This window comes from Streptomyces sp. NPDC096105 (assembly GCF_044763335.1).
GTDB lineage: Bacteria > Actinomycetota > Actinomycetes > Streptomycetales > Streptomycetaceae > Streptomyces.
Genome location: NZ_JBIWGC010000005.1, coordinates 144,998 through 165,688, shown reverse-complemented (window position 1 = coordinate 165,688; position 20,691 = coordinate 144,998). Strand labels below are relative to the sequence as shown.

The following is a 20,691-nucleotide window of genomic DNA, read 5'->3' as shown; positions in this document are numbered from 1 at the left end:
TCAGCCGGGAGCCATAAGGTATTGCCGGGAACCATTGCTTGGGAAGGGGGCGCGACCAGATGCCGGAGGATGCGGTCGGCGCGGGCGGGGACCGGCTGGCGCCGGTGCTGCGGCAGGTCCGTGCGGGCAACGGCTTCGAGGAGGCGCTGGAGCAGATCCTCCAGGTGGTGCGGCTGGGCCTGGTGGCGGGCGGGGAGCGGCTGCCGGCCGAGCGGGAGCTGGCGGGGCGGCTGGGGATCAGCCGGGTGACGCTGCGCGAGGTGCTGAAGGTGCTCCAGGACCAGGGCCTGGTGGAGTCGCGGCGCGGCCGGTACGGCGGAACGTTCGTGCTGCCCCGCCCGACGGACGCCGGTGAGGAGGAGCTGCGGCGGCGGATCGCCGAGGTGGACATCGAGGACGTGCTGCGCTTCCGGGAGGTGCTGGAGGTGGGCGCGGCGGAACTGTGCGCGGCGCACGGGCCGGCCGGGGGGCGGGCGGGGCGGCTGCGGGAGGCGCTGGCGCGCACGCAGGAGGCGCCGCTGGGCGACTACCGGCGGGCGGACACGCTGTTCCACCTCACCCTGGCGGAGCTGTCCGGCTCGCCGACGTTGACCGCGCAGTACGCGGCGGTGCGGGCGACGGTGAACGACCTGCTGGACTGCATCCCGCTGCTGGTGCGCAACCTGGAGCACTCGCAGCGGCAGCACGCGGCGCTGGTCGAGGCGGTGCTGGAGGGGGACGCGGACGGGGCGCGCGAGGTGATGCGGGAGCACTGCGCGGGGACGGCGGCGCTGTTGCGGGGGTTCCTCGCCTGACGGCGTGGCGCGCGGATCCGGGCAGGGTTTGCCGCGGCTTGACGCACGGGGGTTGCGCTCGCGTCGGGTGCGCCGCGAAGGTATGGGCCCACAAAGGTCCGGATCCGTTCCTTTACCGCCTTCCGCGCCACACCGCCTCCTGGGGAGCCGTGCCGTGAGCCTTCCGTCCGCATCCCGTGAACCCGCCGGTGAGCCCGACGACTACCTGGAGCGCCGGAAGCTGCGCCGGGGCAGCGCCGGCTGGCTGCTGCTGACCGGCCTCGGCGTCGCCTACGTGGTGTCCGGCGACTACTCCGGCTGGAACTTCGGCCTGGCCGAGGGCGGCTTCGGCGGCCTGGCGATCGCCGTGGTCCTGATGGGCGCCATGTACACCTGCATGGTGTTCGCGCTCGCCGAGCTCTCGTCGATCCTGCCCACGGCGGGCGGCGGCTACGGCTTCGCCCGCCGGGCGCTCGGCCCGTGGGGCGGCTTCCTCACCGGCACCGCCATCCTCATCGAGTACGTCCTCGCGCCGGCCGCGATCTCCGTCTTCATCGGCGACTACGTCGAGTCGCTCGGCCTGTTCGGCCTGGAGTCGGGCTGGCCGGTGTACCTGGTCTGCTTCCTCGTCCTCACCGGCATCCACCTGTGGGGCGTGGGCGAGGCGCTGCGGTTCAGCTTCGTCGTCACCGGCATCGCGGTGGCCGCGCTGGTGGTGTTCGCGCTGGCGGCGCTGCCGGAGTTCGACGCGTCCTCGCTGGACGACATCCCGGTGGACTCGTCGGCGTTCGGCGCGAGTTCCTGGCTGCCGATGGGGCTGCTCGGGATCTGGGCGGCGTTCCCGTTCGGCATGTGGTTCTTCCTCGGCGTCGAGGGCGTGCCGCTGGCGGCCGAGGAGACCCGGGAGCCGGCCCGTACGCTGCCGCGCGCGATCCGCTGGTCGATGGGCGTCCTGGTGGTGCTGGCCCTGATGACCTTCCTCACGGCGGCCGGGGCGCGCGGCTCGTCCGCGATCCAGGACGCGGGCAACCCGCTGGTGGAGGCGCTCCAGCCGGACGGCGAGGCGACGGTGCTGAGCAGGATCGTGAACTACGCGGGACTCGCGGGTCTGATCGCGTCGTTCTTCTCCCTCGTCTACGCCGGTTCGCGGCAGCTGTTCGCGCTGTCCCGGGCGGGCTACCTGCCGCGGTTCCTGTCGCTGACCAGCAGCAGGCGCGCACCCTACCTCGGGCTGCTCGTGCCCGGGGCGATCGGGTTCGCGCTGGCCGCGAGCACGGGCGACGGGGCGCGGATGCTGAACATCGCCGTGTTCGGTGCGACGATCTCCTACGCGCTGATGTCGCTGTCGCACATCGTGCTGCGGCGCCGGGAGCCGGAGCTGCCGCGGCCGTACCGGACTCCGGGCGGGGTGCTGACCTCGTCGGTGGCGCTGGTGCTGGCCTGCGCGGCGCTGGTGGCGACGTTCCTGGTGGACGTGACGGCGGCGTTCATCGCGCTGGCGGTGTACGTCGTGGCGCTGGCCTACTTCGGGCTGTACAGCCGCAGGCGCCTGGTGGCGAAGGCGCCGGAGGAGGAGTTCGCGGCGCTGGCGGCGGCCGAGGCGGAGCTGGCGCGGGACTGAGGAGGAGGTGCCCGGGTGCCGGGCAGGCCGCTGATCGGCATCAGTACGTACGCGGAGTCGGGCGTGCGGTGGGGTGTGTGGCAGCTGGACGCCGCGCTGCTGCCGGCCGGCTATCCGCGGCTGGTGCAGCGGGCGGGCGGACTGGCGGCGATGCTCCCGCCGGACGCGCCGGAGCACGCGGCGGCCGCCGTGGCCCGGCTGGACGGCCTGGTCGTCGCGGGCGGTCCGGACGTGGAGCCCGTCCACTACGGCGCCGAGCCCGGCCCGCGCACCGGGCCGCCCGCCCGGGAACGGGACGCCTGGGAGCTGGCGCTGATCCGGGCCGCCCTGGAGCGGGGCGTGCCGCTGCTCGGCATCTGCCGCGGCATGCAACTGCTGAACGTCGCCCTGGGCGGCACCCTCGTCCAGCACATCGACGGCCACGCGGAGGTGCCGGGCGTCTTCGGCCGCCACCCGGTCAAGCCGGTCCCGGGCACGCGGTACGCCGACGCCGTCCCCGAGGAGACGGCGGTCCCGGCCTACCACCACCAGGCGGTCGACCGCCTCGGCACCGGCCTGATCCCGTCCGCGTACGCGGAGGACGGCACGGTGGAGGCCGTCGAACGGTTCGAGGGGCACTGGGTGATGGGGGTGCAGTGGCATCCGGAGATGGGTGAGGACGAGCGCGTCGTCCGTGCGCTGATCACGGCGGCGGCGGTCTGACAGCGGGGCGCCGTCCGCCCCTCGCCCCGTCCCGGCCGTCAGCCGCGGGTGAGGGAGAGGAGGTCGCGGGCCGGGCCCGTGGGGCGGTGGCCCGTCGGCCAGACCGCGCGCAGGTCGCGGGCCAGGGCGACCGCCTGGACCGGGATGCGTACCAGGCGCCGCATCCCCAGCTCCTCCCCCACCGCCAGCTCACTCAGCACCGCGGGGCCCGCGCCGCCGACCGCCGCCGCCTTCACCGCCGTCGTCGAGGACAGCTCGATCAGCGGGCGCGCCAGCCCGCCCAGCGCCGCGTCCAGCACCTGCCGGGTGCCGGAGCCCTCCTCGCGCAGCACCAGCGGGGTGGCCGCCAGTTCCTCCGCCGCGAGCGGGCGCCTGCGGCGGGCCCAGGGGTGCGAGGGGGCCGTGACCACGACCAGCCGGTCGTGGGCGATCACCGCGGAGTCCAGTCCGGCCGGCACCGTCAGCCCCTCCACGAACCCGAGGTCCGCCTCCCCCGCCAGCAGCCGCTCCGCGACCGCCGTCGAATTGCCGGCGAGCAGCGACACCGCCGTGTCCGGCCGCTGCGCGCGCAGGGCGACCAGCCACCCGGGCAGCAGGTACTCGGCGATCGTCATGCTCGCGGCGACCCGCAGCCGTGAGTCCCTGCGGTCCCGCAGCGCCTGCGCACCCGCGTCGAACGCCTCCGCCGCCTCGACGATCCGGCGGGCCCAGTCGGTGACCAGGGCGCCCGCGGCGGTGAGGCGGGACCCGCGCGGTGAGCGGTCGACGAGGGCGACGCCGAGCTGCCGTTCCATCGACCGGATCCGGCTGCTCGCGGCGGGCTGGGTGATCCCCAGCTCGCGCGCCGCCCGGCCCAGACTCCCCACCCGCGCCACGGCGAGCAGCAGCTCGAGCGCGCCGAGGTCGGGCACCCGGTGCGCCAGCGAACCGGCGCCCGCGGACCGTTCACCGCCGCGATCGTCCGTTCTGCTCATAAGCCCAGCTTATGCAACGACCGCCGCACGCCCGGACGAGCGCCCGCACGGGCCGGCCGGCCCGGCCGCCGGCCACGGACCCGGGCGACCGCCGTCCCCGCCGGCCCGGCGGATCCAGGGACACCCCGTCGGACGGCGACGGACCCGGCCCCGGGCACCGCGCCCGCGGATCAGGCGCACACCGCCCGCAACGCGCGGCCCAGCACCTCCGGGGCCTCCGTCAGGGACGGGCCGTACCAGGTCAGGTGGCGGCCGCTGAGGAGGGCGCAGGGGAGGCCGGGGAAGGCTTCCGGGCCGTCGTCCGCCGTGAAGCGGTACGGCTCGTCGGGGAGGACGACCAGGTCCGGGCGGGCCGCCCGCAGGTCGTCGAGCGGGACGCGCGGGTACCTCTCCGCATGGTCCGCGTACAGCGTGCGCACGCCGAGGCGGGCCAGCAGGTCGCCCGCGAAGGTGTCGCGGCCGAGGACCATCCACGGGCGGCGCCAGACGGGCACGATCGCCGTGCGGTGACCGTCGGACACCGGCGGCGCCTCCCACGCGGCCTCCGCCTCGTCCAGCCAGCCGGGACGGCTCCGCACCCCGCACGCGGACAGGACGCCGTCCAGCTCGGTGAAGGCCTGCGGCAGGGTCCGTACGCGCGTGACCAGCACGTCGAGGCCCGCCGCGCGCAGGGCGTCCAGGTCGGGCGGCCGGTTCTCCTCCTCGTTGGCGATCACGAGGTCGGGGGCGAGGGCGGTGATGCGGTCCACCGCCGGGTTCTTGGTGCCGCCGACGCGGACGACGTCGAGCCCGGCGGGGTGGGTGCACCAGTCGGTGGCCGCGACGAGCGCGCCCGGCGCGGACACGGCCACGGCCTCCGTCAGCGACGGGACGAGGGAGACGACCCGTACGGGACTCATCGGCGCGGCTTGGTGTCCCGCAGCGCCTCGATGTGCTCGGCGACGGCGACCACCAGCAGCCGGGTCTCCGGCACCGTGGCCCGCCAGCGGTGCCGGACGCCGCCGGTGAGGTACAGGGTGTCGCCACGCCCGAGCCGGTAGGCGCGCCCCTCCGCCTCGATCTCCACGGCGCCTTCCGCGACGTACATCAACTGATCGTTGCGGAACTGCAGTTCACGTCCGGCGTCGTGGTCGCCGGTGAACTCGGAGGCGTGCATCTGGTGGTGGCCGCGGACCAGGGACCGCACCCGTGGCTCGGTCCACGGCCCGGCGCCCTCCGCGCGGACGACGTCCACGCTGCACGCCGGGTCGGCGGCGGCGAGCAGTTCCACCGCGGTCGTGCGCAGCGCGTCGGCGAGCTTCTCCAGGGAGGTCTGGCTGGGACGCGCGCGCTCGTTCTCGATCTGGCTGAGGAACGGGACCGACAGACCGCTGCGCTCGGCCACGACGGCGAGGGTGAGATCCAGCGCGCGGCGTCGCCGCCGCACGGCCGCGCCCACCCGCAGGGGCTGTTCCTTGTGGTCGCCCATCGCTCCGGCTCCCTCCTTCGCCGCTCGTCCCGCACCCGACCGCCGGGGTTCCGGCGCTCTTCCCTTGCCGAGTTGTGTGCACCCTACGCATGTTCGGCGAACCGTTTCAGGCGCCTGTCACGTCGCCGTCACGTGCGGCCGGTGCGGACCTCACAGTTCGCGCCAGCCGCCCGCCGGGCCCCTCGGCACACCTCGGATGCGAAAAGGCGTGTTCCCGCCATTGTTCACCGTCTCCGCCGGAAGGTCACGGGGAGGCCCGGGAAGCGGATCGCGCTCTGTGGTTGTCCGGATTCCTGCGGTGGCGGCGGGGCGGCTCCGCACGGCGCGAGGGGCGGGCCCGGACGCCCCCGAGGGACGCTCCGGGACCCGCCCCTCGGGGACGCGGCCGGTACGGCGGCTACTGCGGCGTCATCCGCTCCACCATGTCCGGGTGCTCCTCGAGCCAGGCGGCGACGGCCTCCTCCTCGTTCCCCTGGCCGCGGTTCTTGATCTCCGCCTCCAGGGAGCCGAGCTCGTCCTCACTCATGTGGAAACCCTTGATCCACTCGGTGAGCCGGGGGTACTGCTCGGGGAACTTCTTGCTGGCGATGGTGTGGATGGTGTTGGTCTCGCCCCAGGCGCGCTTCGGGTCCGCGAGCTTGGTCAGCTCGTAGTCGTTGTACGCCCAGTGCGGCGACCAGAGCGTGACCGCGACCGGCTGCTTCTTGGCGTAGGCGCGCTTGAGCTCGGCCAGCATCGCCGGCGAGGAGCCGTCGACGACCTCGTACTCGTCCTCCAGGCCGTAGGCGGGCAGCACCTTGTTCTTCAGGATGTCCATCTGGCCGGTGCCCGGCTCGATGCCGACGATCCGCCCGCCGAACAGGTCGGACTTGCCCTTCAGGTCGGCCAGGGACGTGACGTCCTTGACGTAGGAGGGCACGGAGATCTCCAGGGAGACCGGTTCGTACCAGGTGCCGAGGTCGGTCAGTCTGTCCTTGTTCGGCTCGTAGAAGTTCTTCTGCGAGTGCGGCAGCCACGCGTCGAAGTTGAGGTCGATGTCCCCGGACGCGAGGCCGGTGTAGACCGGGCCGACGTCCATCTGCTTGAGGTTCAGCTTGTAGCCGCGCCGCTCCAGGACGTTCTTCCACAGGTAGGTGACGGCGATGTCCTCCTCCCACGGGAACCACGCCACGTCCAGGGTGCGCTTCGCCTCGGCGGGAGTCTCGCCGCCCGCGCCGGAGCCCACCGGGGCCAGCTTGTCGACGACGCCCGGGTTGTCCTTCAGCCAGGCGCGCACGGCGTCCTGCTGGCGGCCCTTGCCGGCCTTGTTGATCTCGGCCTCCAGGCTGGTGAGTTCCTCCTCGCTCATCGAGAAGTCCTTCAGCCACTGCCCGACGACCGGGTTCTCGGCGGCGAATCCCTTGCGGGACACCAGGTGCACGGCGTCGCCCTCGCCCCAGGAGCCCTTGGGGTCCTCCAGCTTCTTCAGGTCGTAGTCGCTGTACGCCCAGTGCGGCGACCAGAGCGTGACGACGACCGGTTCCTTCTTGCTGTAGGCGCGCTTGAGCTCGGCCAGCATCGCCGGGGTGGAGCTGTCGACGACCTCGTACTCCTTGTCGAGGCCGTAGTCGCCGAGCACCTTGCTCTTCAGCAGGCCCATCATGCCGGCGCTGGACTCGATGCCGGTGATCTTCCCGCCGAAGGCGGCGGCCCTGCCCTTCAGGTCCTCCAGGGAGTCGATGTCCTCCATGTACGCGGGGACGGTCAGCTCCAGGGTCGTCTCCTCGTACCAGGTGCCGAGGTCCTCGAGCCGGTCGCCGTACTTCTTCCAGTACTCCGCGTGCGTGGTGGGCAGCCAGGCGTCGGTCTGGAAGTCGACGTCGCCCTGCGCCAGCGCGGTGTAGAGGGGCCCGGCGTCCAGCTGCTCGGCCTCGACCTCGAAGCCGCGCCGCTCGAGGATCTCCTTCCACAGGTACGTGGAGGCCACCCCCTCGTCCCACGGGATGTAGCCGATGCTGATCCTCTTGCCGTCGCCGACGTTCTTGTCGTCCGCCGCGGTGCCGCCGGACCCGGCGGTGCCGCCGAACAGGCCCATGCCGCCGGCCACCAGGGCCAGGACGACGATGCCGATCACGGCGACCTGCGGCCGGGGCCGGTAGGACCAGATCTTCAGCCCCTGCGCGGCGCGCGCCTTGGCGGCCGCGCGGCGGCCCAGCGGGGACACCTGGGTGCCCAGGGCGCTGGTCATGCGGTCCAGGTAGATCGCGAGGATGACGATGGCCAGGCCGGACTCGGCGCCGAGGCCGATGTTCAGCTGGCCGATGGCCTCGATGACGGCGCCGCCGAGTCCGCCGGTGCCGACCATGCCGGCGATCGCCGCCATGGACAGACCGAGCATGATCACCTGGTTGACGCCCGCCATCACCGTGGGGAGCGCGAGCGGGAGCTGGACGCGCAGCAGGGTGTTGCGGGGCGTGGTGCCGAACGCCTCGGCCGCCTCGACGAGTTCCTTGTCGACCTGCCGGATGCCCAGCTCGGTCATGCGGACGCCGGGGGCGAGCGCGAAGATCAGGGTGGCGACGATGCCCGGGGCGGAGCCGGTCCCGAAGAACAGGATCGCCGGGATGAGGTAGATCATCGCCGGGAGCGTCTGCATGAAGTCGAGGACCGGCCGGACGAGGGCGCTGACCCGGTCGGAGCGGGCCGCCCAGATGCCCACCGGCACCGAGATCGCCAGGGCGATCACGGTGGCGACGATCACCAGCGCCAGCGTCACCATCGAGTCCTCCCACAACTCCATGGAGTCGAGGAAGGCGAAACCGACGAAGGTGAGGACACCGGCGAGGGTGCCGCGCAACCAGAAGGCGATGACCGCGAAGATGCCGCAGAGGAGCAGCGGCTCGGGGGCCTGGAGGACGGCGTTGACACCGTCGTAGGCGCCGGTGAAGACGGCCTTGAAGAAGTCGAACAGCCAGGTCAGGTTGGCGAGCAGCCAGTCGACCGAGCTGTTGACCCAGTCGCCGAGCGGAATCCTAGGCACGGGCCATCACCTTCCCGCCCTTGTCCCTGGGGCTGTCGCAGACCCCGGGGTCCGCCTCCTCGTCGCCGAGGAAGCCGAGCAGGCGCTGCCGGGGCACGACGCCGACGAGGACGCCGTCGTCGACCACGGCCACCGGGTGCGGGACGCGCGCGCTGATGGCGCACAGGTCGGTGAACGCCGTCCCGGGCGTGGCGGTCTCGCAGTCGCAGTCGGCCTCGTCGCCGCGCACCTCGGGATCCATCACGGACTGGGCGGTGAGCACGCGCGAGCGGTCGACGTCCTGGGTGAAGGAGGCCACGTAGTCGTTGGCCGGCCGGATCAGGATGTCCTGCGCGGTGCCGATCTGCACGATGCGGCCGTCCCGCATGACGGCGATGCGGTCACCGAGACGCATGGCCTCGTTGAGGTCATGGGTGATGAAGACGATGGTCTTCTTCAGCTTCTTCTGCAGCTCGATCAGCTGGTCCTGCATGTCGCGGCGGATCAGCGGGTCGAGGGCGCTGAAGGACTCGTCCATCAGCAGCAGGTCGGCGTCGGTGGCGAGCGCGCGGGCGAGGCCGACGCGCTGCTGCATGCCGCCGGACAGCTCGTCGGGCCACGAGTCCTCCCAGCCGGCCAGGCCGCACAGGGCGAGCGCCTCGTCGGCGCGGCGTTCGCGCTCGGCGCGGGGCACGCCCTGCACTTCAAGACCGTAGGCAGCGTTGTCACGGACGCTGCGGTGCGGGAAGAGCGCGAAGTGCTGGAAGACCATGCTGATCTTCCGGGACCTGACGTCCCGCAGCTCGCGGTCGGACAGGGCGGTGAGGTCCTGCCCGTCGAAGCGGACGTGTCCGGCGGTCGGTTCCAGCAGACCGTTCAGCATCCGCAGCAGGGTGGACTTGCCGGAGCCCGAGAGGCCCATGACGACGAAGATCTCGCCCGGCTCCACGGAGAAGGACGCGTCGATGACGGCGGCGGTGACGCCGTCGGCCCGCAGTCCCTCGCGGTCCGCCGTGTTGGTGCGCAGTCGTTCGACTGCCTGGTCCGGTCGTCTGCCGAACACCTTGAACAGGTGCTCGGCCTCAAGCCTTGATGACACACGTACCTCTCGTCTCGGCGACAGATGCCGGAGCGATGCGCGGCGGGCCGGGGCCCGCGACCGGTTGAAAGCGCAACCGGCATCGTTCCGCGGCCGCGCCTCCCCTGTTTCGAACGGCGCAAACTTTTCGTGTGCCGCCTCACAGATGTGGCGCATCACGCAACAGGTTGTGCGAAGACGTACGCGCGTGCCGTCAGGACGGTGCTGTCGGCGGGGTGGGGCATGATGCGGGGCGTGACCGGACTGATGCTTCTCGACACCGCCTCCCTCTACTTCCGCGCCTACTTCGGCGTCCCGGAGTCCGTCAAGGCGCCGGACGGCACGCCGGTGAACGCCGTGCGCGGGCTGCTGGACTTCATCGACCGCCTGGTCAGGGACCACCGGCCGGAGCACCTGGTGGCCTGTATGGACGCCGACTGGCGTCCGCAGTGGCGGGTGGACCTGATCCCGTCCTACAAGGCGCACCGGGTGGCCGAGGAGCGGGCGTCTGGGCCGGACGCGGAGGAGGTTCCGGACACGCTGTCGCCGCAGGTGCCGGTGATCGAGGAGGTGCTCGACGCGCTGGGCATCGCACGGGTGGGCGTCGCCGGGTACGAGGCGGACGACGTGATCGGCACCTTCACGGCGCGGGCGGACGGCCCGGTCGACATCGTCACCGGCGACCGCGACCTGTACCAGCTGGTGGACGACGCGCGCGGGGTGCGGGTGCTGTACCCCGTCAAGGGCGTCGGAACGCTGCACGTCACCGACGAGGCCGCGCTGCGCGGGAAGTATGGGGTGGACGGCAAGGGGTACGCGGATCTGGCGCTGCTGCGCGGCGACCCGAGCGACGGTCTGCCGGGCGTGCCCGGCATCGGGGAGAAGACGGCGGCCAAGCTGCTGGACCAGTTCACCGACCTGGCCGGGATCCTGGCGGCCGTGGACGACCCGCGGTCGAAGCTCACACCGGCGCAGCGCAGACGTCTGGACGAGGCGCGGCCGTACCTCGCGGTGGCGCCGAAGGTCGTCCGGGTCGCGGACGACGTCCCGCTCCCGGACGTCGACACGGCCCTGCCGCGCGCTCCGCGCGACCCGGCCGCCGTCGAGTCCCTGGCGGCGCGCTGGGGCCTGGGCGGGTCGGTCACCCGCCTGCTGGGAACCCTCGCGGAGCGGTAGGTGCTAACTTAGGTATACCTAACTGCGACAGGGAGGCCTCTCATGGCAGAGCGACCGGCACGCGCGCCGCGCACCCCGCACACCGGCGTGGTCGTCCGCACGGAGCGGCTGACCCCGCACATGCAGCGCGTGGTGCTGGGCGGTGAGGGCCTCGCGGCCGTCTCGGCGGACACCTGCACCGACCATTACGTCAAGCTGCTGTTCGCGGCACCGGGCGTGGTCTACCCCGAGCCCTTCGACCTGGAGCGGATCCGCGCCGAGTTCCCGCGCGACCAGTGGCCGGTGACCCGGACGTACACGATCCGCCACTGGGACGCCGAGCACCGGGAGCTGACCCTCGACTTCGTGATCCACGGCGACGAGGGTCTGGCCGGTCCGTGGGCGACGAACGCGCGGCCCGGCGACGTCGTCCGGTTCCTCGGTCCCGGCGGCGCCTACGCCCCCGACCCCGCCGCCGACTGGCACCTGCTGGCCGGCGACGAGAGCGCGCTTCCGGCCATCGCCCGCGCCCTGGAGTCGCTGCCGCAGGGCGCCCGTGCGTTCGCGTTCCTCGAGATCGCGGGCCCGGAGGAGGAGCAGAAGATCGACTCCGACGTGGAGATCCGCTGGCTGCACCGCGGGGACCGCAGGGTCGGCGAGGCACTGGTGGAGGCCGTGCGCGGGCTGGACTGGCCCGGGGGCCGGGTGCACGCCTTCGTCCACGGCGAGGCGCATTTCGTGAAGGAACTGCGCCGTCTGCTGCGGGTGGAGCGCGGCATCCCGCGCGAGGACCTGTCCGTCTCCGGCTACTGGCGCCAGGGCCACAACGAGGACGGCTGGCAGGCCTCGAAGAAGGAGTGGAACGCCCGCATCGAGGCGGAGCAGGAAGGCGCCCACGCGTCGGCCTGACCGTCCGCCCCCTCAGCGGCAGCCCACCAGGGGCGCGGAGGACCGCGCGTTCGGCCTCCACCGCCCCGCACCGGCAGGTGAACCGCACCCCACCCCGTACGCTTGCCCCACGTGAGACGCAGACGCCCCGCCCCGCCCCCTCCCCTGCCGCAGCGCGACGGAGTGGACCCGGTACGGGTGCGTCTGCCGGCCGGCGGACCGGGAGCGACCGTCCGGGAGCACCTGGTGCTGCGTCTGGCCGCGAACCCCGCGCAGATCGACGCCCTGTTCACCGCGGGCGGGATCGTCGGCGCCGACGGCCGTCCCGTCCCGCCCGACACCCCCTACGCCCCGGGCCTGTGCGTGTGGTTCCACCGCGAGATGCCCGCCGAGACCCCGGTGCCCTTCCCCCTGCGCGTGGTGCACCAGGACGAGCACCTCGTGGTCGTCGACAAGCCGCACTTCCTGGCCACCACCCCACGCGGCGGCCACGTCCGGCAGACCGCGCTCGCCCGGCTCCGCCACGAGCTGGGCCTGCCGCGGCTGACCGCGGCGCACCGCCTCGACCGGCTCACCGCCGGGCTGGTGCTCTTCACCGTGCGGCCCGAGGAGCGCGGCGCCTACCAGACGCTGTTCCGCGACCGGCGGGTGCACAAGGAGTACGAGGCCGTCGCCCCCTACGACCCGGCCCTGGGCCTCCCCCGCACCGTGCGCAGCCGGATCGTGAAGGAGCGCGGGACGCTGACCGCGAGGGAGGTCGAGGGCGAGCCGAACGCGGTGACCCGGGTGGAACTGCTCGCGCACCGGGCGGACGGCCTGGGCCGGTACCGGCTGGTGCCCGGTACCGGCCAGACCCATCAGCTCCGGGTCCACATGAACGCCCTCCGGGTGCCGATCCTCGGCGACCCCCTCTACCCCGAGGTGACCGCCCCCGTCCCGGCCGGCGACTTCCGGCGGCCGCTGCAACTGCTGGCGCGGGAACTGGCGTTCACCGATCCGGTGACGGGGGCGGAACGCCGGTTCACCAGCGGCCGGGTGCTCGGGGCGTGGGCCTCGTACGAGGAGTGGGCGGCGGGTCAGTAGCCGCGCCACCACCGCAGGAAGCGCTGCCAGGCGCCCTTCGGCGGCTCCGGCTGCGTGAGCGGCGGGGGCGGCACGGACCGCGGCGGCGCGGGCGCCCCGGCCGGCGCCGCACCCGAGGCCGGCACCGGAACCGGACCGGCGGCCGGAGCCCCGCCGGCGCCCGCACCCCCGCCCGCGTCCCCGCTCCCCACGGCAACCGCGGCCGGAACAGTCCCAGCCGTCGGCGCCGCCTGCCGCGGAACCCCCCCGATCTGCCAGTCGTACGCCGCCGGCGCGTCGTTCTCGTGCGTCGGCGGCTGGGTGACCTCCTGCTGCGGCCGGGGCGTGAAGTGCACCGGCAACGACACCAGATGGCGTGAGGCGATGGACTCGGTGAAGGCCAGTTCCTCCTCGGCGCAGCTCAGCTCCACGTCCGGCAGCCGCATGAGCAGGGCGTCGACGCCGACCTCGGCGATGACACGGCCGATGTCCTGGCCGGGGCACTCGTGGCTGCCGCCGCCGAACGCGAGGTGGGAGCGGTTGCCCTGCATGTCGGCGGTCGGGTCGGGGCGGACCCGGGGGTCGACGTTGGCCGGCGCGGGCGCGAACAGCAGGGCATCGCCCTTGCGGACGCGCTGCCCGCCCAGCTCGGTGTCCTGCTTGGCGTAGTAGGCGAAGATGGTGCTGAACGGCGGTTCGTCCCACAGCAGTTGTTCCACCGCTTGGGGCACGGTCATCTGGCCGCCGTTGAGCTGGGAGCGGAAGCGCGGGTCGATCAGCACCTGGCGCAGCACGTTGGCGAGAAGGTTGGCGGTGGCCTCGTAGGCGGCGATCAGCACCACCCGCAGGTGCTGGCTGACCTCCTCGTCGTTCAGTCCGGCCGGGTGGCTGACGAGGTGGCCCGCGAAGTCGTTCCGCGGTTCCTCGCGGCGGCGGGCGGTGAGGCGTTCCAGCGCCGCCATCACGTGGGCGTTGCTCGCGATGGCGGTCTCGGTGCCGCGGATCATGTCGCGGGCGGCCTGCACCATGCGGTCGTCGTACTCGTCGGGCATGCCGAGGACGTGGCACATCACGGCCATCGGCAGGTGCTCGGCGTACTGGCCGACCAGATCGGCCTCGCCGTCCTCGCAGAACCGGTTGACGACGCGCTGGACGCTGCGGTTGACGTACCGGCGCAGGCTGCGGAAGTCGGTGGCGGCGACGGCGGCGTCGAGGGCGCCGCGCCAGCGCCGGTGCTGCTCGCCCTCGGTGTGGGCGCACGTGGGCTGCCAGGCGATGTGCGGCATCAGCGGGTGCTCGGGCTTGACCAGTCCGTCGCGGAGCGCGGACCAGACGCGGCTGTCCTTGGTGAACTGCGTGGGGCTGCGCACCAGTTGCTGGCTCTCGGCGTGGCCGAGCACCACCCACAGCGGTACGTCGTCGTGGACGAGCACGGGCGCCACCGGGCCGTGCTCCTCGCGCAGTTGCTCGTAGAGCTTCTTGAGGTCGTCCGACGCGTGGAGGCGGGCGAGTCCGCCGGGGCCGCGGCCGTGCGCGGGGCATCCGGGGGGCGGCTCCGGCCGGGCGTCGTCACCGGCCGGGCGGTCCGGCGTCAGAGGATGGGACTCAGGCGTCACTGTGGTCGCTCCGAAAGGGGAAAGGCAAAAGGTCCGGGGAGAGGGCTCGCGCGTCAGGCGAGCGATCCCGTCATGGCGAGCGAGTGCAGGAAGCGCATCAGGGTCATCAGGACGTCGCGGCTGGAGGCGCGGCGCCGCACGTCGCATTCCACGATGGGGATCTGCTCGGTCAGGTCGAGCGCGGCCCGCAGGTCGGAGAGGGGATAGCGGGGCGCGTCCGGGAAGGAGTTGACGGCGACGACGAAGGGCACACCGCGTTCCTCGAGGCGGCCCATGACATCGAAGCTGACCTCCAGGCGGCGGGTGTCGACCAGCACGACCGCGCCGAGCGCGCCCTCGAACAGGCCGTTCCACAGGAACCAGAAGCGCTCCTGGCCCGGCGTGCCGAACAGGTACAGCACCAGCTCGTCGGTGATCTTGATGCGGCCGAAGTCCATGGCGACGGTGGTGGCCGTCTTGGACGCGGAGCCGTAGTTGTCGTCGACCCCGATGCCGGCCTGCGTCATGGTCTCCTCGGTGGTCAGCGGTTTGATCTCGCTGACCGAGCCGACCATGGTGGTCTTGCCGACCCCGAACCCACCGACGATCACGATCTTCACCGCGGACTGCGCCGTGTGGGGCAACTGGTCCTCGGCGCGTGGGCCCGGGATGGTGTCAGAGCCGTTGAAGTCCATGCATCACCGCTTCGAGAAGGGAACGGTCCGGGAGCGTCTTGCGGACGATGGAGGAGCGCGCCTGGACCAGTTCCGCCGTCAGCAGTTCGGTGACCAGCACGGTCACCACGCTGAACGGCAGACTGAGATAGGCCGACAGCTCGGCCACGGACAGGGGGGCGACGCAGAGCCGGAGCAGCGCCGCCTGCTCGGGGGTCGCGGAGGGCGGGGGGTCCGGGGAGCGCGCCACGATCAGGGTGACCAGGTCGATGTCGGCGCGCTCGCCGTCCGGTCCGGCCACGACGTACAGCCGCTCCGGGTTGCCGCCCGCGCCCTCCTTCGGGGCCGGGGCGGCCGGCTGTGCGGGGGTGCGCCTCTGGCGTTGCGGAGGAGTCATACGGTCTGCCCGTTCCGTCGGGGCGGACTGGTCAGATGGGCGCCGATGCGGACGACGAGGTCGCGCATCATGCCGCCCATGCGGCCGGGTTCGCAGGTCATGTCGGAGAGGACCGCGAGGTAGGCGTTGGCGCCGGCCGCCATGAGATAGAAGTAGCCCTCGTCGATCTCGATGAGCACCATCTTCATCTCACCGTCGCCGTACGGGAGTTCCTGCGCGACGGCGGAGGCGAGGCTCTGCACGCCGGCGCAGGCTGCGGCGACCCGGTCGGCCGCGTCCGGCTCGCCGCCGTAGCGGGCGATGCGCAGGCCGTCGGCGGAGAGCACCACGATCATCTCGACGCCGGGCACGCCGTCGGCGAGCTCCTTGAGCATCCAGTCGAAGTTGGCTCGTTGCTGGATCACTTGAGGTCCCCCTCGTCCTCGGCCTCGGTGCGGGCCGGTTCGTTGATGAGATGCAGGTAGGCGGTCGGGTTCCGGGTGAAGTCGGTGGGGTGGACGCCCGGGTCGAGGTCCTTCTTCAGGCCCTCCCAGAAGGCGTCGACCCACAGCCCGGGTTCGCGATCGTTCCGCTTCTTCTTTTCGGGCTCGGCCGCCGCCCAGATGTCGTGGTACTCCTCGCCGCGCTCCTTGGCCTCGCGTTCGGCGCGCTCGGCGGCGGCCTGCTCGGCGTAGCGCTGGGCGAGCGGGGTCTTCACGCGGCTGCGGCGCTGCGGCAGTCCGCCCGCGGTCCACTCGGTGACCTCGGGGACGTCGTCCTCGAGGGCGGCCGTGGCGGGGATGCGCGGGCTGGTGGGACGGCGCTTCTTGGGAGGGCGCTGCGGGCCGGGGAGGGCGTCGACGGGGCGGGGCACGGCGGTGGCGCCGATGCCGTGGGCGAGGCCGACGCCGGGCTCGTCGGTGATCATCTCGCTGGGGACGACGAGGATGGCGCGGACGCCGCCGTAGGCGGAGGCGCGCAGCGACACCTGCATGCTGAACTGGGTGCACAGGCGGCCGACGACGGCGAGGCCGAGGCGCGGGTTGGCGCCGATCTCCTGGAGGTCGACGCCGCGCTGGGCGCGGTCGAGGATGTCCTCGATGCGGGCGCGGGCCTGCTCGTCGAGGCTGACGCCGGCGTCCTCGATCTCGATGGCGACGCCGGTCTGCACCTCGGTCGCGGTGACGCCGACCTTGCTGGTGGGCGGCGAGTAGCGGGTGGCGTTGTCGAGGAGTTCGGCGGCGGCGTGGATGACCGGCTCGACGTAGATGCCCTTGATGTTGATCTTGGCGATCGACTTCAGGTCGATGCGGCGGTACTCGAGGATGCGGGACATGGCGCCGCGCAGCACGCTGTAGAGCGCGACCGGCTTGGGCCACTGGCGTCCGGGGCGGCCGCCGCCGAGGACGGAGATGGAGTCGGCGAGGCGGCCGATCAGCGCGGTGCCGTGGTCGATGCGCAGCAGGTCGTCGAAGACCTCGGGGTTGCGGCCGTGGTCCTCCTCCATCTCCCGCAGTTCCTTGGCCTGCTGGTGGACGATGGCCTGGACGCGGCGGGCGATGGAGACGAAGGAGCGCAGCGAGGAGTCACGCAGGTTCTCCTCGTCGTCGATGATCTGGAGGACCTTGCGCAGCAGCACCTGCTGGTACTTGGGCAGGTCCCGCCAGGACGGGTTGAGCCGCGGCAGGTCGCGCATCACCTCGTCCGGCTCGTTGCCGGCGTGCAGGTGGCCCAGGCAGGTGGGGAAGACCTTCTGGATGAAGTACTCGGTCTCCGTGTCGTGGGCGGCGATCCGCGCCTCCAGATACGCACGGTGACGCTCGTGTTCGGCGCGCGCCTCCCGCAGCACCCGGCCGCGGCGCACCGCCTCGGCCGCGGTGGCGGCCACCAGCAGGGTCGCCACGGCGCCGCACACGCCGACGGCGATCCGGGCGGGCTCCGTCACCAGGGCGACGGCGGCTCCGGTCGCCGCGGCCATCACTATGGCCGGCAGCACCAGCGCGCGTGCGTAGGGAAGGTGGACACTCGCCATGTGAGCCCTCTGAAGCGTGTCGGCCGACGGTCGGGAACGTGCATATAAGGGAACAAGCGCACGAATTCATCTCAACTCGGTGCGCTGCGGGCGAGCTTAGCCCGACGGGATCATCGCCAAGTCATATTCAGCAAGTGCCGGAAACGGCCCCTGAGGCAGGAGTACGCTCAGAGTCATTTACACGGCCCGACACCGTTCGAACACACCACGTCACGGCGTACAGGCGTACGACGGCCACTCACCGTCACGGATGAACCGGACCCTCGGAACGGCGGTCATCGGCCTCTCGGAGGCGCTCTCGAGCCTTCCCGCCCGGACCGCCGGTGATGCGGCCGCACGAGGGCGCGCACAACGCGGAAGCCCGGCGCGCGGGGGCGCACCGGGCTTCCGGGGACGGCGGCGAGGACGGTCAGCCCACGGAGGAGTAGGCCACCACCCCGCGCAGCAGGCCGTCCACGGCCTTGCGGGCGTTCTTCGCGACCGTGGAGTCCTCGGCGACCGGGGCCGCCGCGGAGATCTGCCCGAGCACGTCGATGACCTGCTTGCACCAGCGCACGAAGTCGCCGGCCGGCATCTCCACCTCGCGCAGCACCTCGTCCAGGCCCTTGCCGGAGGCCCACATGTAGGCGGCCCAGGCGAAGCCCAGGTCGGGCTCGCGCTGGCCCACGCCCTCGGTCTGGCTGATCCGGAAGTCCTCCTCCAGCGCGTCCAGCCGCCCCCAGATGCGGACCATCTCGCCGAGCGCCGCCTTCGCCCTGCCCGCGGGCAGCTTGGGCGCCATCGCGTCGTCGGCGACCCGCGACTCGTACACCAGCGCCGAGACGCACGCGGCGAGTTCGGCGGGGCCGAGGCCCTCCCAGACCCGCTCGCGCAGGCATTCGCTGGCCAGCAGATCGAGTTCGCCGTACAGCCGGGCCAGCCGCCTGCCGTGCTCGGTGACCTCGTCGCCGCGCAGGTAGTCCATCTCCGTCAGCAGCGCCACGATGCGGTCGAAGGTGCGGGCGATGGTGTTCGTCCGGCCCTCGATGCGCCGCTCCAGCTGCGAGGTGTCCCGCAGCAGCCGGTGGTAGCGCTCGGCCCAGCGGGCGTGGTCCTCGCGGTCCTGGCAGCCGTGGCACGGGTGCGCCCGCAGCGCCTTGCGCAGCCGCGCGATCTCCCGGTCGTCGGCCGCCGGGGCGCGCTTCTTGCGGTGCCGGTCGGGCACTATGTGGCCGGCCTTGGTGCGCAGTGCGGAGGCGAGGTCCCGGCGGGACTGCGGGGAGCGCGGGTTGAAGGACTTCGGGATCCGCATCCGCTCCAGCGCCTCCACGGGCACCGGGAAGTCGATCGACGCCAGCCGCTTCACCTGCCGCTCGGCGGTCAGCACCAGCGGGCGCGGACCGTCGTGGTACTCCACGCTCCGGTGGCCGTCGGTCCGCCCCGCGGGCAGCCCCGGGTCGAGCACCAGCGCCAGCCCCGCGTACTTGCCGGTGGGCACGTGGATGACGTCCCCGGGCTTCAGCTTCTCCAGCGCGACGGCGGCCTCCGCGCGCCGCTGCGTCTGGCCCTGCCGGGCCAGTTCGTTCTCCCGGTCCTTCAGCTCCCGGCGCAGCCGCGCGTACTCCTCGAAGTCGCCGAGGTGGCAGGTCATCGAGGCCTTGTAGCCCTCCAGACCCTCCTCGTTGCGCTGCACCTGGCGCGAGATGCCGACGACCGACTTGTCCGCCTGGAACTGCGCGAACGACGTCTCCAGCAGCTCCCGCGAGCGGTGCCGCCCGAACTGCTCGACCAGGTTGACCGCCATGTTGTACGACGGCTTGAAGCTGGAGCGCAGCGGATAGGTGCGCGTGCCGGCCAGTCCCGCGAGGTGCTCGGGGTTCATCCCGCGCTGCCACAGCACCACGGCGTGGCCCTCGACGTCGATGCCGCGGCGGCCCGCCCGGCCGGTGAGCTGGGTGTACTCGCCGGGGGTGATGTCGGCGTGCTGCTCGCCGTTCCACTTGACCAGCTTCTCCAGCACCACCGAGCGCGCGGGCATGTTGATGCCGAGCGCCAGCGTCTCGGTCGCGAACACGGCCTTCACCAGCCCGCGCACGAACAGCTCCTCGACGACCTCCTTGAAGGTCGGCAGCATGCCCGCGTGGTGGGCGGCGATACCGCGCTCGAGGCCCTCCAGCCACTCGTAGTAGCCGAGGACGTGCAGATCCTCGGGCGGGATGGAGGCGGTGCGCTCCTCCACCAGGGAGCGGACGCGGGCCCGCGCCTCCTCGTCGTTGAGCCGCAGCCCCGCGTACAGGCACTGCTGCACCGCGGCCTCGCAGGCGGCCCTGCTGAAGATGAAGGTGATGGCGGGCAGCAGGCCCTCGGCGTCGAGCCGCTCGATCACCTCCGGCCGGCTCGGCGTCCACACGCGTGAGCGCTGTCTGCGCTCCCGTTCGCGGTCCGCCTCCCGCATGCCGTTGCGGCCCCGCCGGCGGTCGCCCCAGGACGGGCGGCTCGCCTCCAGCCGGGCCATGCGCGTCAGGTCGGGGTTGACGGCCTTCTTGTGGCCCTCCCCCTCCTCGAACAGGTCGTACATCCGGCGGCCGGCCAGCACGTGCTGGAACAGCGGCACGGGCCGGTGCTCGGAGACGATCACCTCGGTGTCCCCGCGGACGGTGTCCAGCCAGTCGCCGAACTCCTCGGCGTTGGACACCGTCGCCGAGAGGGAGACCAGGGTCACCGACTCGGGGAGGTGGATGATCACTTCCTCCCAGACGGCGCCCCGGAAGCGGTCGGAGAGGTAGTGCACCTCGTCCATGACCACGTAGCCGAGGCCGAGGAGGGTCTGCGACCCGGCGTACAGCATGTTCCGCAGCACCTCGGTGGTCATCACGACCACGGGCGCCTCGGAGTTGACACTGTTGTCACCGGTGAGCAGGCCCACCTTGTCGCTGCCGTAGCGGCGGCACAGGTCGGCGTACTTCTGGTTCGACAGCGCCTTGATGGGAGTCGTGTAGAAGCACTTCCTGCCCTGCTGGAGGGCGAGGTGGACGGCGAACTCGCCGACGATCGTCTTGCCGGATCCGGTGGGGGCGGCGACCAGCACGCCCTTCCCGGCCTCCAGGGCCCGGCAGGCCTCCACCTGGAAGGGGTCGAGGCCGAAGTCGTACATCTCGCGGAAGGAGGCGAGCGAGGTGGCCTGCTCGGCAGCGCGCCTGCGTGCTGCCGCGTACCGCTCGGCCGGTGAGAGGTCCTCTGTCATCGTACTTTCGAGCGTACCGGGCCACACCGACAACAGGACGATCATTATCCGGATCGTCCGCGTGAAGGAGGG

The 20,691-nt window shown here is 72.6% G+C and carries 17 protein-coding genes; 6 read left to right on the top strand and 11 right to left on the bottom strand.

The window, feature by feature from the left end; all coding sequences use genetic code 11:
- Positions 1-59: 59 nt before the first annotated feature.
- The 3 genes from ACIQ8B_RS10785 (at position 60) to ACIQ8B_RS10775 (ending at position 3,096) form a co-directional block, all read left to right on the top strand.
- Positions 60-794 (top strand): FadR/GntR family transcriptional regulator, encoded by a 735-nt coding sequence (locus ACIQ8B_RS10785; protein WP_290004448.1) that lies wholly within the window; start codon positions 60-62, stop codon positions 792-794.
- Positions 795-876: 82 nt separating this feature from the next.
- Positions 877-2,394 (top strand): ethanolamine permease, encoded by a 1,518-nt coding sequence (eat, locus tag ACIQ8B_RS10780; RefSeq protein ID WP_403546574.1) that lies wholly within the window; start codon positions 877-879, stop codon positions 2,392-2,394.
- A gap of 15 nt (positions 2,395-2,409) precedes the next feature.
- The gene (locus ACIQ8B_RS10775) at positions 2,410-3,096 is read left to right on the top strand and encodes a gamma-glutamyl-gamma-aminobutyrate hydrolase family protein (RefSeq protein ID WP_403546472.1); all 687 of its coding nucleotides are present in this window, start codon (positions 2,410-2,412) and stop codon (positions 3,094-3,096) included.
- 38 nt (positions 3,097-3,134) lie between these two features.
- Here the strand turns inward: ACIQ8B_RS10775 and ACIQ8B_RS10770 are convergent, their stop codons facing one another.
- From ACIQ8B_RS10770 to ACIQ8B_RS10750, 5 genes are all read right to left on the bottom strand, one after another.
- Complete coding sequence (locus ACIQ8B_RS10770) at positions 3,135-4,070, bottom strand: LysR substrate-binding domain-containing protein (protein WP_106415023.1); 936 nt, start codon at positions 4,068-4,070, stop codon at positions 3,135-3,137.
- A 170-nt stretch (positions 4,071-4,240) separates the two neighbouring features.
- Entirely contained in the window at positions 4,241-4,969 is a 729-nt protein-coding gene (locus tag ACIQ8B_RS10765) for a helical backbone metal receptor (RefSeq protein WP_403546471.1), read from the bottom strand.
- Positions 4,966-5,538, bottom strand: coding sequence for a helix-turn-helix domain-containing protein (locus ACIQ8B_RS10760; protein ID WP_290004453.1), 573 nt, complete (start codon positions 5,536-5,538; stop codon positions 4,966-4,968). Before ACIQ8B_RS10760 ends, ACIQ8B_RS10765 begins: the two co-directional genes overlap by 4 nt.
- Positions 5,539-5,935: 397 nt before the next feature.
- Positions 5,936-8,557, bottom strand: a complete 2,622-nt coding sequence (locus ACIQ8B_RS10755) for an ABC transporter permease/substrate binding protein (protein ID WP_403546470.1) — start codon at positions 8,555-8,557, stop codon at positions 5,936-5,938.
- A complete protein-coding gene (locus tag ACIQ8B_RS10750; protein WP_403546469.1) occupies positions 8,550-9,635 on the bottom strand; it encodes a glycine betaine/L-proline ABC transporter ATP-binding protein in 1,086 nt (361 codons plus the stop codon). The genes ACIQ8B_RS10755 and ACIQ8B_RS10750 overlap by 8 nt, the downstream gene beginning before the upstream one ends.
- A gap of 225 nt (positions 9,636-9,860) precedes the next feature.
- Here ACIQ8B_RS10750 and ACIQ8B_RS10745 point away from each other — a divergent pair, with 225 nt between their 5' ends.
- From ACIQ8B_RS10745 to ACIQ8B_RS10735, 3 genes are all read left to right on the top strand, one after another.
- Positions 9,861-10,790, top strand: a complete 930-nt coding sequence (locus ACIQ8B_RS10745) for a 5'-3' exonuclease (protein ID WP_241911463.1) — start codon at positions 9,861-9,863, stop codon at positions 10,788-10,790.
- A gap of 42 nt (positions 10,791-10,832) precedes the next feature.
- Positions 10,833-11,678: a siderophore-interacting protein gene (locus tag ACIQ8B_RS10740; RefSeq protein ID WP_403546468.1), complete on the top strand. Its 846-nt coding sequence runs from the start codon at positions 10,833-10,835 to the stop codon at positions 11,676-11,678.
- 111 nt (positions 11,679-11,789) lie between these two features.
- Positions 11,790-12,740 (top strand): pseudouridine synthase, encoded by a 951-nt coding sequence (locus ACIQ8B_RS10735; RefSeq protein ID WP_290004456.1) that lies wholly within the window; start codon positions 11,790-11,792, stop codon positions 12,738-12,740.
- Here the strand turns inward: ACIQ8B_RS10735 and ACIQ8B_RS10730 are convergent.
- From ACIQ8B_RS10730 to ACIQ8B_RS10705, 6 genes are all read right to left on the bottom strand, one after another.
- A complete protein-coding gene (locus ACIQ8B_RS10730) occupies positions 12,734-14,335 on the bottom strand; it encodes a cytochrome P450 (protein WP_403546467.1) in 1,602 nt (533 codons plus the stop codon). The two genes, ACIQ8B_RS10735 and ACIQ8B_RS10730, sit on opposite strands and share 7 nt — an antisense overlap.
- A 53-nt stretch (positions 14,336-14,388) precedes the next feature.
- Complete coding sequence (locus ACIQ8B_RS10725) at positions 14,389-15,009, bottom strand: ATP/GTP-binding protein (protein ID WP_106415015.1); 621 nt, start codon at positions 15,007-15,009, stop codon at positions 14,389-14,391.
- Positions 14,990-15,385, bottom strand: a complete 396-nt coding sequence (locus ACIQ8B_RS10720) for a DUF742 domain-containing protein (RefSeq protein ID WP_106415014.1) — start codon at positions 15,383-15,385, stop codon at positions 14,990-14,992. Before ACIQ8B_RS10720 ends, ACIQ8B_RS10725 begins: the two co-directional genes overlap by 20 nt.
- The gene (locus ACIQ8B_RS10715) at positions 15,382-15,789 is read right to left on the bottom strand and encodes a roadblock/LC7 domain-containing protein (protein WP_290004458.1); all 408 of its coding nucleotides are present in this window, start codon (positions 15,787-15,789) and stop codon (positions 15,382-15,384) included. The genes ACIQ8B_RS10720 and ACIQ8B_RS10715 overlap by 4 nt, the downstream gene beginning before the upstream one ends.
- Positions 15,786-17,396, bottom strand: coding sequence for an ATP-binding protein (locus tag ACIQ8B_RS10710; RefSeq protein ID WP_403546466.1), 1,611 nt, complete (start codon positions 17,394-17,396; stop codon positions 15,786-15,788). Before ACIQ8B_RS10710 ends, ACIQ8B_RS10715 begins: the two co-directional genes overlap by 4 nt.
- A 409-nt stretch (positions 17,397-17,805) precedes the next feature.
- A complete protein-coding gene (locus ACIQ8B_RS10705; protein WP_403546465.1) occupies positions 17,806-20,664 on the bottom strand; it encodes a DEAD/DEAH box helicase in 2,859 nt (952 codons plus the stop codon).
- Positions 20,665-20,691: the final 27 nt, after the last annotated feature.